General features: G+C 68.2%; 13 protein-coding genes. 4 read left to right on the forward strand and 9 right to left on the reverse strand.

Annotated features, from left to right (window positions below; all coding sequences use genetic code 11):
• Nucleotides 1–39: 39 nt before the first annotated feature.
• The 6 genes from AC1REK_RS04030 to AC1REK_RS04055 form a co-directional block, all read right to left on the reverse strand.
• Nucleotides 40–2,331 (reverse strand): NADP-dependent malic enzyme, encoded by a 2,292-nt coding sequence (locus AC1REK_RS04030; RefSeq protein ID WP_492267095.1) that lies wholly within the window; start codon nucleotides 2,329–2,331, stop codon nucleotides 40–42.
• 131 nt (nucleotides 2,332–2,462) lie between these two features.
• Nucleotides 2,463–3,479 (reverse strand): ABC transporter ATP-binding protein, encoded by a 1,017-nt coding sequence (locus AC1REK_RS04035; protein WP_316020537.1) that lies wholly within the window; start codon nucleotides 3,477–3,479, stop codon nucleotides 2,463–2,465.
• Entirely contained in the window at nucleotides 3,476–4,459 is a 984-nt protein-coding gene (locus tag AC1REK_RS04040; protein WP_492267094.1) for an ABC transporter ATP-binding protein, read from the reverse strand. The genes AC1REK_RS04035 and AC1REK_RS04040 overlap by 4 nt, the downstream gene beginning before the upstream one ends.
• A gap of 2 nt (nucleotides 4,460–4,461) precedes the next feature.
• Nucleotides 4,462–5,388 (reverse strand): ABC transporter permease, encoded by a 927-nt coding sequence (locus AC1REK_RS04045; protein WP_316020535.1) that lies wholly within the window; start codon nucleotides 5,386–5,388, stop codon nucleotides 4,462–4,464.
• Entirely contained in the window at nucleotides 5,385–6,362 is a 978-nt protein-coding gene (locus AC1REK_RS04050) for an ABC transporter permease (RefSeq protein WP_066468646.1), read from the reverse strand. Before AC1REK_RS04050 ends, AC1REK_RS04045 begins: the two co-directional genes overlap by 4 nt.
• 146 nt (nucleotides 6,363–6,508) lie before the next feature.
• Nucleotides 6,509–8,110: an ABC transporter substrate-binding protein gene (locus tag AC1REK_RS04055; protein WP_492267093.1), complete on the reverse strand. Its 1,602-nt coding sequence runs from the start codon at nucleotides 8,108–8,110 to the stop codon at nucleotides 6,509–6,511.
• A gap of 210 nt (nucleotides 8,111–8,320) precedes the next feature.
• Here AC1REK_RS04055 and AC1REK_RS04060 point away from each other — a divergent pair, with 210 nt between their 5' ends.
• The gene (locus AC1REK_RS04060; protein WP_327522364.1) at nucleotides 8,321–9,262 is read left to right on the forward strand and encodes a LysR substrate-binding domain-containing protein; all 942 of its coding nucleotides are present in this window, start codon (nucleotides 8,321–8,323) and stop codon (nucleotides 9,260–9,262) included.
• A gap of 18 nt (nucleotides 9,263–9,280) precedes the next feature.
• On the opposite strand, the gene AC1REK_RS04065 is transcribed toward AC1REK_RS04060, so the two are convergent.
• On the reverse strand, nucleotides 9,281–9,517 hold the full coding sequence (locus tag AC1REK_RS04065) for an Lrp/AsnC ligand binding domain-containing protein (protein ID WP_066468653.1): 237 nt from the start codon (nucleotides 9,515–9,517) through the stop codon (nucleotides 9,281–9,283).
• A 59-nt stretch (nucleotides 9,518–9,576) separates the two neighbouring features.
• The gene (locus AC1REK_RS04070; RefSeq protein ID WP_492267092.1) at nucleotides 9,577–10,401 is read right to left on the reverse strand and encodes an alpha/beta hydrolase; all 825 of its coding nucleotides are present in this window, start codon (nucleotides 10,399–10,401) and stop codon (nucleotides 9,577–9,579) included.
• A 118-nt stretch (nucleotides 10,402–10,519) separates the two neighbouring features.
• Here AC1REK_RS04070 and AC1REK_RS04075 point away from each other — a divergent pair, with 118 nt between their 5' ends.
• From AC1REK_RS04075 to AC1REK_RS04085, 3 genes are read left to right on the forward strand one after another with little or no spacing between them, the layout of a single operon-like run.
• Nucleotides 10,520–11,524, forward strand: coding sequence for an asparaginase (locus AC1REK_RS04075; RefSeq protein WP_492267091.1), 1,005 nt, complete (start codon nucleotides 10,520–10,522; stop codon nucleotides 11,522–11,524).
• Nucleotides 11,525–11,583: 59 nt separating this feature from the next.
• Nucleotides 11,584–13,260 carry a SulP family inorganic anion transporter gene (locus tag AC1REK_RS04080; RefSeq protein ID WP_492267090.1) on the forward strand — a complete coding sequence of 559 codons (1,677 nt, stop codon included), beginning with the start codon at nucleotides 11,584–11,586 and terminating at the stop codon, nucleotides 13,258–13,260.
• Nucleotides 13,260–13,877, forward strand: a complete 618-nt coding sequence (locus AC1REK_RS04085) for a ParB-like protein (RefSeq protein WP_492267089.1) — start codon at nucleotides 13,260–13,262, stop codon at nucleotides 13,875–13,877. Before AC1REK_RS04080 ends, AC1REK_RS04085 begins: the two co-directional genes overlap by 1 nt.
• 9 nt (nucleotides 13,878–13,886) lie before the next feature.
• Here the strand turns inward: AC1REK_RS04085 and AC1REK_RS04090 are convergent, their stop codons facing one another.
• Nucleotides 13,887–15,266: a TIGR03808 family TAT-translocated repetitive protein gene (locus tag AC1REK_RS04090; protein WP_492267088.1), complete on the reverse strand. Its 1,380-nt coding sequence runs from the start codon at nucleotides 15,264–15,266 to the stop codon at nucleotides 13,887–13,889.
• Between the last annotated feature and the right edge of the window lie 72 nt (nucleotides 15,267–15,338).

Consider the following 15,338-nt stretch of genomic DNA (forward strand, 5'->3'; position numbering starts at 1 on the left):
GACCGGGCGGGATACCCGCCCGGTCCATGAATGGGGGCTTCAGCCCTTCTGCGTGCGTCCCTGCGCCTCGACGACGGCGACGGCCGTCATGTTGACGACGCCGCGCGCCGTCACCGAGCCGGTCAGGATATGCACGGGCTTCGCCGCGCCGATCAGGATCGGCCCGACCGGCAATGCGTCCGCCAGCACCTTGGCGAACTGATAGGCGATGTTGGCCGAGTCCAGATTCGGGAAGACCAGCACGTTGGCGACGCCCTTCAGACGCGAGGAGGGCAGGACACGGTCGCGGATCGCCGCCACCAGCGCCGAGTCGGCTTCCATCTCGCCGTCGCATTCGAGATCCGGCGCGCGCTCGCGGATCAGCCCCAGCGCCTTGCGCATCTTCAGCGAGGACGGGGTGTCGGCCGCGCCGAAGTCGGAATGCGAGAGCAGGGCGATCTTCGGTTCGATGCCGAAGCGCTCGACATGGCCGGCCGCGAGCACGGTCATGTCGGCGATCTCCTCGGCCGTCGGATCGTGCTTCACATGCGTGTCGGTGAGGAAGAAGGCGCCCTTGCTGGTGATGATCAAGGTCATCGCCGCGATGTCGCTGACGCCGGGCTCGAGCCCGATGATGTCGCGGATATGGCGCAGCCGCGACAGGAAGCGGCCTTCGAGGCCGGTGATCATCGCATCGGCCTCGCCGCGCACGACGGCGAGCGCCGCGATCACCGTATTGTTGGTGCGCACCAGCGAGCGGGCGGCTTCCGGGGTGATGCCGCGCCTGCCGGCAATGTCGAGATAGGTCTGGACATAGTCGCGATAGCGCGGATCGTCTTCCGGATTGATCAGCTCGAAGTCGGCGCCGGGGCGGATCGTCAGGCCGAAGCGCGCGATGCGGGCCTCGACCACGCTCGGGCGGCCGATCAGGATCGGCGTAGCCAGCCCTTCCTCCAGCGCCACCTGCGCCGCGCGCAGCACGCGCTCATCCTCGCCCTCGGCATAGACCACCCGCTTCGGGTCGGCCTTGGCCTTGGCGAAGAGCGGCTTCATCAGGAAGCCGGAGCGGAAGACGAAGCGCGACAGGTCCTCGCGATAGGCCTCGACGTCGATCAACGGCTTCTTGGCGACGCCGGTGATCATCGCCGCCTCGGCGACGGCCGGGGCGATGCGCAGGATCAGGCGCGGATCGAACGGGTTCGGGATCAGCGAGGTCGCGCCGAAGGTCTGCGCCTCGCCGCCATAGGCCCGCGCGGCGATGTCGGAGGTGGCCTCGCGGGCGAGCGCGGCGATGGCACGCACCGCGGCGAGCTTCATCGCCTCGTTGATCGTCGTCGCCTGCACGTCGAGCGCACCGCGGAATATGTAGGGGAAGCAGAGGACGTTGTTGACCTGGTTCGGATAGTCCGAGCGGCCGGTGCAGATCATCGCGTCCGGCCGGGCGGCCAGCGCGTCCTCCGGCGTGATCTCCGGATTGGGGTTGGCGAGCGCCAGGATCAAGGGCTTCGGCCCCATGCGCTTGGCCATCTCCGGCTTGAGCACGCCGGCGGCCGAGAGCCCGAGGAAGACGTCGGCATCGCCGATCACGTCGGAGAGCGTGCGGGCGTCGGTCTCCTGCGCGTAGACCTCCTTCCAGCGGTCCATCAGGGTGTTGCGACCCTTGTGGACCACGCCTTCGAGGTCGGTGACCCAGATGTTCTTGCGCTGCGCGCCGAGCGAGACCAGCAGGTTGAGGCAGGCGAGTGCGGCCGCGCCGGCGCCGGAGACGACGATCTTGACGTCGGCGATCTTCTTGCCGGCGAGGTCGAGCCCGTTGAGGACGGCGGCGCCTACGATGATCGCCGTGCCGTGCTGGTCGTCATGGAAGACCGGGATGTTCATCCGGGCCTTGAGCTGCTCCTCGATCTCGAAGCACTCCGGGCCCTTGATGTCTTCCAGGTTGATGCCGCCGAAGGTCGGCTCCAGCGCGGCGACGACCTCGACGAACTTCTCCAGATTGCGCTGGTCGACCTCGATGTCGAAGCAGTCGATGCCGGCGAACTTCTTGAACAGGACGGCCTTGCCTTCCATCACCGGCTTGGAGGCCAGCGGGCCGATATCGCCGAGGCCGAGCACGGCGGTGCCGTCGGTGACGACCGCGACGAGATTCTGGCGCGAGGTCAGCTCGGCGGCCTGGCTGGGATCGTCGACGATCGCCTCGCAGGCCGCGGCGACGCCGGGCGAATAGGCGAGAGCTAGGTCGCGCTGGTTGCCGAGCGGCTTGGTCGCCTGGATCTCGAGCTTTCCGGCCCGCGGCTGGCGATGATAGACGAGGGCGCCAGCGCGAAGGTCGGCCGACAGGGTGCTCTTCATGATTCCGATTCCCCAGGCGTACGCCCGGCGCAACCGGCGCCGGGCTGCTCGGAGGTCGCCCGTAAGACGCCCCGCGTCAAGCTTCGAACCAGCAATAATCCTTGTTCAAAACGTCCGCGCCGGAGCAGGCTCTAGGCGGCCAGCGCTCCGACCCCGCCGTCATGGAGATGGCAAGCCGCGACATGGCCGGGCGCGATCTGCTTCAGCACCGGCCGTTCCGCCTTGCAGCGTGGCCCGGCCATCGGGCAGCGCGGGTGGAAATGGCAGCCCGGGGGCGGGTGCAGCGGCGAGGGAATCTCGCCCTTCAGCGGTGCGAAGCGCTTCTTGCGTGCCGTGATCGAGGGCACGTTGGCGAGCAGGGCCTGGGCGTAAGGGTGCTGCGGGCCCTTGAACAATTCGCTCGCCGGTGCCGCCTCGACGACCCGTCCGAGATACATGATCACCACCCGGTCGGAGAGGTGCCGGACCACGCTGAGATCGTGGCTGATGAACAGATAAGTCAGGTTAAGTTCGTCGCGCAGCTTCATGAAAAGATTCAGGACCTGGGCCTGAATCGATACATCAAGTGCGGCCACGCTTTCGTCGCAGACCAGGAATTGCGGCTTCACCGCGAGAGCCCGGGCGATGCCGATACGCGCCCGCTGCCCACCCGAGAACTGGTGCGGATAGCGCCGGCGATAGCTCGGGTCGAGCCCGACGCGCTCCAGCATCTCGACGACGTAGGCGTCCTGCTGAGCCTTCTCGACGAGGCCGTGCACGACCGGAGCCTCGCCGACGATGTCGGTGACCCGCAGGCGCGGGTTCAGCGAGGACATCGGGTCCTGGAAGATCATCTGGATCGCCAGCGTGGCGGCGCGGCGCTGCTGCGCATCCATCTCGTCGGTGAACTGGCCGCGCCAGGAAACCCGGCCCGCGCTCGGCGGGTGGATGCCGGCGACGACGCGCCCGAGCGTCGACTTGCCGCAGCCGGATTCGCCGACCAGCCCGACGACCTCGCCCTGGGTCACCGAGAGGTCGACCCCGTCGACCGCGTGGACCACCTGCTCGGTGTAGCCGGCGCCCATCCAGTTGGCGAATTTCGAGGCGGCGTCGAGCGGCTTGGTGAAGCGCTTGGAGACGCCGTCGAGGGTCAGGATCGGCGCACTCATGCCGCGACTCCGGCCAGGTTCAGCGGGTGATGGCAGCGCACGCCGCGCTCGCCCGGAAAGGCGGTGACCGCAGGCGCCTGCGCGAGGCAGTCCGCCTGGGCGTAATCGCAGCGTGGGGCGAAGGCGCAGCCCTGCGGCAGCTTGGCCAGCGACGGCGTCGAGCCGCGGATCTGGCGCAAGGGGGCGCCGGGCTCACCCTCGGCCGGCAGCGAGCCGAGGAGGCCGCTGGTGTAGGGATGGAGGGGGGTGTCGAGGACCGGGTCGACCGCGCCGGTCTCGACGATGCGCCCGGCATACATCACCGCGATCCGGTCGGCGAGGCCGGCGACGACGCCGAGATCATGGGTGATCCAGACCAGCGCGGTGCCGGTCTCGGCGCAGAGCGACTGCATCTCGGCCAGGATCTGGCTCTGGATGGTGACGTCGAGCGCCGTGGTCGGCTCGTCGCAGATGATCAGCGGCGGGCGATGCAGCAGGGCGATCGCGATGGCGACGCGCTGGCGCATGCCGCCGGAAAACTGGTGCGGATAGGCGTTGAGCCGCTCCTCGGGAGAGGGGATGCCGACCTTGGCGAGGGCGTCGCGCGCGCGCTCCCGCGCCGCCTTGTGCGAGACCTTGTCATGGGCGGTGACGGCCTCGATCATCTGCGTGTCGACGCGCAGGACCGGGTTCAGCGTCATCATCGGGTCCTGGAAGATCATCGCGACCTCACGGCCGCGGACCTTGCGGAATCCCTCTTCGTCGAGCCCGACCAGCTCCTTGCCGTTGAGCTTGATCGAGCCTTCGACGATCTTTCCGGGCGGATCGATCAGCCCCATCACCGAGAAGCCGGTGACCGACTTGCCCGAGCCGGACTCGCCGACGAGGCCGAGCACCTCGCCGCGATCGACGTGGAAGGACACGCCGTCGACCGATTTCACCGTGCCGGCACGGGTGAAGAAATGGGTCTTCAGGCCGGCGACTTCGAGAACGGGCGCCATGCTCACTTCTCCAGCCGCGGGTTGAGCACGTCGCGCAGGCGGTCGCCGACCAGGTTGATCGAGACGATCGTCAGAAGCAGCGCGATGCCGGGGAAGACCGAGATCCAGTACTTGCCCGAGAGCATGTACTGGAAGCCGTTGGCGATCAGCACGCCGAGCGAGGGTTCGGTCTGGGGCAGGCCGACGCCGAGGAAGGAGAGCGTGGCTTCGAGCGAGATCGCATGCGCCGTCTGCACGGTGACGATGACGATCACCGGTGCCAGGCAGTTCGGCAGGATGTGGCGGAAGACGGTGCGGGCATGGGAGAGGCCGAGCGACTGGGCGGCCTCGACATATTCCTTGCGCCGCTCGACCAGGGCCGAGCCGCGCACGGTGCGGGCGTAATAGGCCCATTGCACCATCACCAGCGCGATGATGATCTTGTCGACGCCCTTGCCGAGCCCCGCGACCAGGATCAGCGCGACCAGGACCGAAGGCAGCGAGAGCTGCAGGTCGACGATGCGCATGATGATGTTCTCGGTGCGCCCGCCGGAATAGGCGGCGATCAGGCCGATCGCCATGCCGACGCCGGCGGCAAGGATGCCCGAGAACGCGCCGACCATCAGCGAGATGCGCAGGCCGTAGAGAATGCCGGAGAGCAGGTCGCGCCCGACGCCGTCGGAGCCGAGCCACATGGTGAAGCCCTCGCCGGCGACGTCGCCGGGCGGCAGGCGCGAATCCATCACGTCGACGCTGGCGAGGTCGTAAGGGTTCTGCGGCGCGATCAGCGGTGCAGCCAGTGCGAGCAGAACGATGAGGACGAACAGGCCGAGGCCGAAGGTGGCGAGCCTGTCCTCGAAGAAGGAGCGGGCGAAGCGCCGGAACGGCGTCTCCTCCTTCGCTTCGACCGGCGGGGCGGCAGCGGCGGTGGGCAGGGTGGCCTCGCTCATGAGGTGGCCTCCGTCAGGCGCACGCGTGGATCGAGCGCGGAATAGATCAGGTCGACCAGGAGGTTGATCGTGACGAACAGCACCACGACAACCATGACATAGGCGACGATCACCGGCCGATCGAGGCGGGTGATCGCCTCGAGCAGCAGGCGGCCCATGCCCGGCCAGGCGAAGATCGTCTCGGTCACCACCGAGAAGGCGACCAGCGAGCCGAATTCGAGCCCGAGCACGGTGACGATCGGGATCATGATGTTCTTCAAGATGTGGACGCCGATGATCCGGCTCTGCGACAGGCCCTTGGCCCGCGCGAACTTGACATAGTCCATCAGCGCCGCCTCGCGGGCACCGGCCCGGGCGAGGCGGATCACCAGCGAGATCTTGAGCAGAGCGAGGTTGAGCGCGGGCAGGGCGACATGCTGCCAGCCCTTGAGCGAGAGCAGCGAGGTATCGATGCCGAGGATCGAGACGGTCGGCCCCCGCCCCGTGGCGGGCAACCAGCCGAGGCTGACGGCGAAGGTCAGGATCAGCATCAGCCCGACCCAGAAGGTCGGCAGAGAGAAGCCGAGGATCGAGATCGCCATGATCAGCCGGGAGATGCGGCTCTCCGGCTTCAGCCCGGCATAGAGGCCGAGCGGCAGGCCGATCAGGATGGCCATGAAGAGAGCGACGAAAGCGAGCTCCAGCGTCGCCGGCATGCGGTGCAGGATCAGCTTGATCGCCGACTCGCCATGCACGAAGGACCGGCCCAGATCGCCCTGCACGGCGTTCTTCAGGAAGATCAGGAACTGTTCCCAGATCGGCCGGTCGAGACCGAGCGCGCGCGCCGTTTCGGCGATCTGCTGCTGGTCCATCTCGGGCGAGATCAGCATGTAGATGGGATCGCCGACGACGTTGACGCCGAAAAAGACGATCACGAGCATCGCCGCGATGACGAATAGCGCTTGCGCCAGGCGGCGCAGGACGAATGCCAGCATGGTCCGGGACCTTCCGGAGCGGGATGCGAAACGCCAACCGACCGGTGATCCGGCCGGATGGCGCCCTCGCATTCCAACAAGAAAAAAGTGTCGCGCCGTCCGGACCGGGCTTCAAGCGGGTCCGGACGGGCGTCGGTGTGTCCGGCTTATTCCTTACGAATGCCGGTGGCGAGGGTGTACTCGTCGGTCCGGGCCTGGACCTTGACGCCCTTGCGCGAAGCCCAGGTGTTGAGCTGGTAGTGGGTCGGGATCAGGCCGACATCGTTCATGCCGATCTCCATCGCCTCGGCCAGGGCGAGGTCGCGCTTGGCGTCGTCGACCGTGCGCAGCGCCTCTTCCAGCTTGGCGTCGAAGGCCTTGTTGGAGTAGCGGCCGCGATTGGTGGCGCCCATACCCTTGGCCGGATCGAAGGTGGCGAGGAGCGCCTTGAGCGAGTCGGAGGATTCACCCGTGCCCGCGCCCCAGCCGACGAGGATGAAGGAGAATTCCGGCACGTTGCCCTGGCCGCCCTGCGAGGCGCGGGTGAAGAAGTTCGCCGAAGGCAGCGTCTCGACCTCGGTCTCGATGCCGAGGCGCGAGAACATCTGCGCCACCGCTTCGATGATCTTGGTGTCGTTGAGGTAGCGGTTGGTCGGCCCGTGCAGCTTCATCTTGAAGCCGTTCGGATAGCCGGCCTCGGCGAGCAGCTTCTTGGCGCCGTTGAGATCATAGGCGACGGGCTTCAGCTTCTTGGAGGTGCCGAAGAAACCGTCGGGCAGGAGCTGGCCGGCGGGGATCGCCTCCTTCTCCATAATGCGGTCGACGATGGCCGGCCGGTTGATCGCCATCGACAGCGCCTGGCGGACCTTGAGGTTCTGCAGCGGGTTCTTGATCTCCGAACCGTCCTTGCCCTTGATGAAGGGCGAGACCTCGCGGAAGTGATCCATGTGGAAGTAGATCACCCGGTTCGAGACCGTGCTGGCGACGCTGAGCTTGGCGTCGCCCTTGAGGCGCGCGACGTCGGAGGTCGGCACGTTGTCGATCACGTCGACATCGCCCGCGAGCAGGGCCGCGACGCGGGTCGGGGCCGAGGTGATCATCTTGAAGGTCACCTTCGACCAGGGCTCCTTGCCGCCCCAGTAGTTCTCGTTCGGCGTCAGCACGACGCGGTCGCCCGCGACATATTCGGCCTGCTTGTAGGCGCCTGTGCCGCCGGCGGCGCATTTGCCAAGGTTGAAGTCCTCGGTGGTCGTGTCCTTGCACTTCGCCGAGATGATGCCGAAGGTCGAGAGGTCGGTCGGCACCAGCGGCGCCGGCGTCGCGGTCTTCACGCGAACGGTGTAGTCGTCGACCTTGCTGAACTCTTTGCCGCGCACATAGGCGGAGAAGCTCGACGGGCTTTTCGGCACGTTCGGCGCGCGCTGCATGGTCGCGATCACGTCGTCCGCCGTGAACGGCGAGCCGTCATGGAACTTGACGTTCTTGCGGAGCTTGAATTCCCAGGTGGTGTCGTCGATCGCCTTCCAGCTCTCGGCCAGCAGCGGCTTCAGCGTCTGCTTCTCGTCCTGCCCGACCAGCGGCTCGTAAACGTGCCGTGCCAGCATGTTGTTGGGCGAGACGTTGTGATAGTGCGGGTCCATCGCGCTGAGCTCGGCCGAGATGCCGACGCGCAGTTCCTGAGCCGAGGCCGCACCAGCGGCGACCATCACGGGTGCCGCGAGAAGCGCGGCCTTCAGGCCCTTCAGCCCGATCTTGCTGATCTTTTCCATTCTGCCCTCCCGACGGCCTGAGCCACCATCTTGAACAACTGAACCATGACTGGCGAGTCGCCGGTTGCCCGGACCTTCCCCTCCCTCGCCTTGGCGCGAACCCTAGAGCCGTTTTCTATGCTTGTAAATTATAGCCATTGGTAGACTGTATAATGTCCGCGCATATTCGAATGCGGCTTGGGGATAAACGCAGAATCGAGGGCGGTTCCGATGGAAAAGCGGGTGGCCGGCAAGGCGGGGGCAAGGCAGGCGCCCAGCCTGCGCGAACTCGAGATCCTGCAGGCGATGATCGCGACCCGGAAAACCGTGGCCGCGGCGCAGATGCTCGGCATCTCGCAGCCGGCCGTGTCGCGGGCGCTCGCAACCCTCGAGGCACATGTCGGCCGGCCGCTCTTCCTGCGCGAGGGTGGGCGGCTCGTGCCCACCGGCGACGCCTTCGCCCTCGAGGCGGAGGCGCAACCGGTCTTCGATGCACTGCAGCGCCTAGCGGGGTGGCCCGGGCAGACGGCGATGGCGAGCGTTCTGCGCATCGCCGCTGCGACGACGCTGGCGCAGTTCGTGCTGCCGCCGGTTTTGGCGCACTTCCGTATTCAGGAGCCGGATGTCGTCGCCAATGTCGAGATCGGCACCAGCACATCCGTGATCGCGCTGGTTGCCGACCGCGCCGCCGATATCGGGCTGGTCGACGTGCCCGTGCCGCATATCGGCGTTCGCAACGAGGTTTTCCGCGAGGCCGTGGCGCATGTGGTGATGCCGGAGGACCATCCGCTCGCCGCCCACGCAGTGATCGCGCCGCGAGACCTCGCCGACGAGCCGCTGATCGCCGCGGCGCGGCGCTTTCCGGTTCGCTTCGAGGCTGACCGCGCCTTCGCCGATGCCGGCGTCGCGCCCCGGCTGGTCGCCGAAGGGGCGACGGCGACCTTCATGGCGGAGCTGGTGCGCCAGCGCGTCGGGCTCGCGCTGCTCAACCCTTTCCCGCTGACGCTCGGCGGCATGCAGGGGCTGGCGGCGCGGCGTTTTGCGCCGCGGATCGTCTATCGCACTTCGCTGCTCTTCCCCGCGACCGGCCCGGTCGTCCCGGCGGCGCGCCGCTTCGCCGACCTTCTGCGTGCTTGGCAGCCCGAGGACGGGCTGACCACGCCGATCAGGTGAGGGGAGCGGGCAGGGGGCTCAGAACGCCTTGAAGGTGATGATGGTGTGGGTGTCGGCGATCTCGGGGATCGACTGCACCTTCTCGGCGACGAAATGGCCGATATCGACATCGGCGGCGACATGGAACTTGGCGAGGATGTCGTAATTGCCGGCGGTCGAGTAGATCTCCGAGGCGATCTCGCGGTCGGCGAGTTCGCTCGCGACCTCATAGGTCTTGCCGAGCTTGCACTTGATCTCGACGAAGAAGGTCTGCATCGCGCGCTCCGGAACCCTGTGCCTTGAACCGCTTCTGGATAGAGGCTTGCGCCGGAAGATCAAGCGCCGGCGAGGGCGGCGATGCGCCGGGTCATCGCACTGTCCGGATCGGGCAGCGGCGCCAGCACGGTGAAGTGATTGGCGCCCTCGATCTCCTCATAGCGCGTCCGGACGCCGCCGAGGCCCCAGACATCGGTGATCCGCCGGCTCTGCTTGAGATATTCCTCGCTCTCCGCGCCGCCGACCACGGCGTCCATGATCAGTCCTGAAGGGGCCGGCCAGAACAGCGGGCTTTCGAGCTCGGCTCCCGCCATCGTCAGGCCGAGCGCCTTGTTGATGCTGGTCTCGGTCAGCGGCTTCAGGTTGTAGAGCCCGGAAATGCCATAGGCCGCGTGGACCAGATGGTCCGGCAGTTCGGGGTCGACATTCTTCCAGTCGGTCGCGAGCAGGCAGGCGGAAAGCTGGCCGCCGGCCGAATGTCCGGCCGCCACCACCGGCAGATTGAAGCGCCGCCAGATCGCCGCCGCAGCCTGCTGCATCTCCCAGACGATATGGCCGACCTCGACCTGCGGGCAAAGATCGTAGCCGGCGACGGCGACCGGCACGCCGAGCCGGTTCAGGCCTCGTGCCATATGCGAGAAATAGCTGGGGTCGAGCGCCTGCCAATAGCCGCCATGGATGAACAGCACGATCGCCCGGCTGTTGACCGTCTCCGGCTTGAACAGGTCGTAATACTGCCGCGGGCTCTCGCCATAGCTGACGCCGAGCTCCGAGACGGCTTCGCTGCGATAGGCGGCGGCATCCGCCGCCCAGCCGGCGATCAGCGCGGGATGCTCGGGCACGCGGGCGCGGTTGTTGTACTGCGTCTCGTAATCCTGGGACATGGCGTTCCGGCTGATGGGAGATCCCTGCCGTGGCAGGCGTTCGCCACTCTGCGTCATGGTCTTTGACAGGTCGAGCGACAAACGCGACAAACCCGGCACAGTTCCGCCGGAGGCGCCCATGGACAACCCCGTTCTCGCCGAAGTGACGCGTGGCGGCGTCGTCGAATCGCGCCATCGCGGTGCAGCGATCGTCATGGATGCCGACGGGGCCGTGGTGCTCGCGCTCGGGGATGTCGAGCGGCCGGTCTTCCCGCGCTCGGCGGTCAAGGCGCTGCAGGCGCTGCCGCTGCTCGAAAGCGGCGCGGCGGACCGCTACGGGCTGACGCCGGCCGAGATCGCACTCGCCGTCGCCTCGCATTCCGGCGAGGAGGCGCATGCGCATGCGGCGCTCGGCATGCTGCGCAAGGCGGGCCGCGAGGCCGGCTGCCTCGAATGCGGCGCGCATTGGCCGATGGGCGAGGCAGCGGCGCGCGCCCTCGCAAAAGCCGGCCGGGAGCCGACCGCACTCAACAACAACTGCTCGGGCAAGCACGCCGGCTTCGTCTGCCTCTCCTGCGGCCTCGACGAGGACCCGACCGGCTATGTGAAGCCCGGCCATGCCGTGCAGAGGGCGGTGAGGGAGGCACTGGAGGAGACGACCGGCACCGCCCACACCAGCGAACTTTCCGGCACCGATGGCTGCTCGATCCCGACCTATGCCGTGCCTCTGAAGGCAATGGCGCTCGGCTTCGCCCGCTTCGGCACCGGCCATGGCTTCGGTCCGCAGCGCGCCGACGCGGCGCGGCGCATCCGCGAAGCGGTGGCAGCCAATCCCTTCATGGTCGCCGGCACCGGCCGCTTCGACACCCGCTTCATGGAAAGGTTCGGGGCGCGCGCCTTCATCAAGACCGGCGCCGAGGGCGTCTATTGCGGCGCGCTGCCGGAACTGGGCTACGGCATCGCGCTGAAATGCGACGATGGCGCCGGCCGGGCCGCTGAGGTCGCGATGGCGGCGCTGATCGAGCGCCTGCTGCCGCTGGACGAGGACGGCAAGGCCGCCTTCGCCGGCTTCCGCGAAAGCGTGCTGAAGAACTGGAACGACATCGAGGTGGGCAGGATCCGGGCGGCGGCAAACCTCGCCTGAGGCGCTTGACGGCCGCAGCGGGCCGCGCGCAGGCTCGGTCGCCCCGCCGGGTCCGTCCCATGCCGCAAGATCTCGACAAAGCCGATCGTTCCACTGTCGCCACCGGCGCGGGGCCGCTCGGCCGCGACCTGCTCGCCGGCCTGACGCTGGCGGCGATCACCATTCCCGAGCAGATGGCGACGGCGCAGCTCGGAGGCTTCGCGCCGCAGCTCGGCTTCTTCGCCTTCGTCGCGGCGACGCTGGGCTTCGCGGCCTTCGGCGCCAGCCGCGTGCTGACGGCCGGCGCCGATTCGACGATCACGCCCATCTTCGTCAGCGGCCTGGCGGCGCTTGCCGCGAGCGGCGCCATTCCGCCGGGTGCTGCCGCGCTCCTGGCGCTGCTCGTCGGCATCGCCTTGCTGATCGCCGGCGGTCTCAGGCTCGGCTGGATCGCCGACCTGCTTTCGGTGCCGGTTCTGACCGGCTTCCTTGCCGGCATCGCGGTTCATATCGCGGTCTCGCAGCTCCCCGGGCTGCTCGGCATTCCCGGCGGTGGGCACCACATCGCCGGGCAGGTCCAGGCGATCTGGAGCCGGATCGGCGATGCCAACCCTTTTGCGCTCGCGATCGGCCTGTTCACCCTGGCGACGATGAATCTGTGCGAGCGCCTGGCGCCCCGCCTACCCGGCGCGCTGATCGCATTGGCGGCCGCCACCGCCGCCGTCGCGCTGTTCGGACTGGCGGCACGGGGCGTCGCGGTTCTCGGCGTCTTGCCCTCGGGATGGCCGGCGCTGATCTGGCCGCGCTTCGACTGGGCCGATTTGCGCGGCCTGGTGCCGCTCGCTCTTTTGCTTGCGCTGGTCGTGATGATGCAGACGGCGACGGTAAGCAGGTCCTTCCCTGACGGCGAAGGCGCCGAACCGCGGATCGATCGCGATTTCGTCGGCCTCGGCGCGGGCAATCTCCTCTCCGGCCTCGCCGGTGCCTTTCCGGTCAATGCCAGCCCGCCGCGGACGGCCGTGGTCGTCGAAAGCGGCGGCGCTTCGCAGCGCGCCGCGCTGCTGGCCGCCGCCATCGTGCTGGCGTTGGCGGTTGCCGGCGGCTCGCTGCTGGCGCAGGTGCCGGTCGCGGCCCTGGCCGGGGTGCTGCTCTTCATCGCCCAGCGCATCTTCCGCCTCCGGCAGATCCGCGCCATCGCGCGGCAGTCGCCGGCGGAGTTCGCACTCATCGCGCTCACAGCCGTGGCGATCATCTGGCTGCCGATCGAGACCGGCGTCGCGATCGGCATCGCGCTCTCGCTGCTGCACGGCGTCTGGATGACCACGCGCAGCCGGCCGCTCGAGCTCGGGCGCCTGCCCGGGACGACGATCTGGTGGCCGCCCGGGGACGGCTATGCGACGCAGAACGAGGCTGGCGTGCTGGTCGCAGCCTTCCAGGCGCCCTTGCTCTTCGCCAATGCCGAGAGCTTCAGGCACGGCATGATGGAGCTGATCGCGCAGCGGCGGCCGGCGCTGTTCGTGCTCGAGGCCGGCGGGATCGCGGCGGTCGACTACACGGCGGCGCAGGCGCTGCTCTCCCTGATACGGGACTGCCGGGAAGGCGGAACCGCCGTCGCCATTGCGCGCGTCGAGTCGGTGCGCGCGCTCGAGGCACTTCGCCGCTTCGGCGTCATCGCCGAAATCGGGGAGGACCACCTGTTCCACAGTGTCGAGGAGGCGCTTCGGACCCTCGACCAGCACAGCGGCGGGAGGAGCTGATGAAGTTCGAGATCGAGCCGCAACTGATCGCGACGGCGATCGCGGATCTGCGCCCGACCCAGTTAACCGTCGGCATGCGCGAGGTCGAGGCCAAGCGCAAACGCTGGCGCGAGGAGAGCGCCGGCAGGAACGCGCTGTTCCTGGGCGGGCACGCTGTCCCAGTCGTCCTGGGCCCCAAGAACCGGCCCTATCTGGTCGACCACCATCATCTGGCGCTCGCCCTGCACCTCGAAGGGGAGCGGCATGTCCTGACGACGCAGCTCGCCGATCTGAGCCGGCTCGACAAGCAGGCGTTCTGGACCTTCCTCGACAATCGCGGCTGGATGCACCCATTCGACGCCGATGGGCTGCGACGCGGCTACGGCCATATTCCGCGCAGCATTTCCGATCTGGTCGACGATCCCTATCGCTCGCTCGCCGGGGCGCTGCGGCTCGCCGGCGGCTACGCCAAGACCGAGATGCCCTTCGCCGAATTTCTCTGGGCCGATCACCTGCGCCGGCGAATCAAGCGCGCGACGGTGGAGGACGCCTTCGGGAAGGCGCTGAAGCGGGCGCTGGTCGAAGCCAGGAAGAGCGATGCCGAGCACCTGCCCGGCTGGTGCGGAGCAGAGGCCTAGCCAAACGCCTCAGCCCACCGCGTTGCTCTCCACCCTGACGCCGGCGGCGCGCCGGTCCTCGGCCTTGGTCAGGTCGCCGGTGACGGCCTTGCCGTATTCGGTGCCGACGACGGCACCGAGCTTCGCCTCGCTGATCACATTGTTGGCGATCAGGGCGTTTCGCTCCTTCGGCACCAGCGAGACCGAGATGCCGATCCCGGTCTTGCGCACCATGTTGCCGGTGGCGACGAGGTTGCGCATCCCCCAGGACCAGCCGAGCGAGATGCCGACCTCGCTGGCGTTCTCGATGACGTTGCCGGTGACGCTGGCCTCGGCCTCGACATGTACGCCCATGCCGCCGATCAGCTCCTTGCCCTTCGGCGCCAGGCCTTTCTGGGCGTTGCGGACGATGTTGTTGGCGAAGACGCTTAGCCTGCCGCCATGGTCGAGATTGGTGATGTTGGCGCCCTGGGCGCAGTCCTCGACCAGGTTGCCCGCGATGATCGCGCCCTCGAAGGCGAACTCCGAATAGAGCGCGACCTCGCCGCAACGCCGGCCCTGATTGCCGAGCATCTGCACGCCGGAGCCGGAATTGTTGCGGATGAAGGTCAGCGCGCAATCGCGCAGCGTATTGCCTTCGATGATCACGCCGCCGGCCCGGTAGAGGCTGATGCCGTTGCCGTTCGGGCCGTCGCCACCGGCATCGTTGCGGATGCGGTTGACCCGGTTGCCGCGCACCAGGCTTTGCTCGTCGCCCGCCTGGCTGCGCCAGATCTGGATGCCGTTGTTGCCGCAATCCTCGACCGTGTTGGCCTCGATCGAAAGTCCGCGCGAATCCAGCGAGAACAGAGCGGAATCGCGCATGCTGCGGAAGCGGTTGCGTTCGATGCGCCCGGCGGTGCGATTGAGCGTCAGCCCGACCGAGCCGGCATTGGTGAACTCGCAATCGGCGAGGGCGAATTCGAGCACCTCGTCCACCGCCATCAACCCGTTGCGCTGGCCGACGCGGATATCGAGGCCGTCGAGGCCGACGCCGGCGAGCGCCGCCCGCTTGATCCGGCGCGCGACGAGCAGCGGGGCAGCCTGAGCCGCGATGAACTGGGTCGCGCCCGGTGCGCCGACCAGCCGCGCGCCCTCCGGCAGCACGACATTGGCGATGCGGTAGCGGCCGGGCGCGACGAGCAGCGGCGCATCGCGCTTGACCGCTTCGACGAGCGCGTTCTGCAGGGCGCGGGACTGATCGTCGGTCGAGCCCGGGCGCAGTCCGTATTGCGACGCCTCCAGGCCGAGCGAGCCGAGCGGCGTGGGGGAGGCGGCGCGCGGCGCCGACTGCGCCAAAGCGGGAGCGGCCGCGCCCGCGACTGTGCCAAACAGGGCCGTTCGCAGCAGATTTCGGCGCGAAACCGTCATGAAACCCTCCATCGGAGCGGAGGGTTTCAAGCGGCATGCCGTTCCAGCCGCGCTGCCGTCTCGCGTCCGGCT

Source organism: Allobosea sp. GW823-FHT02B03 (genome assembly GCF_058797755.1).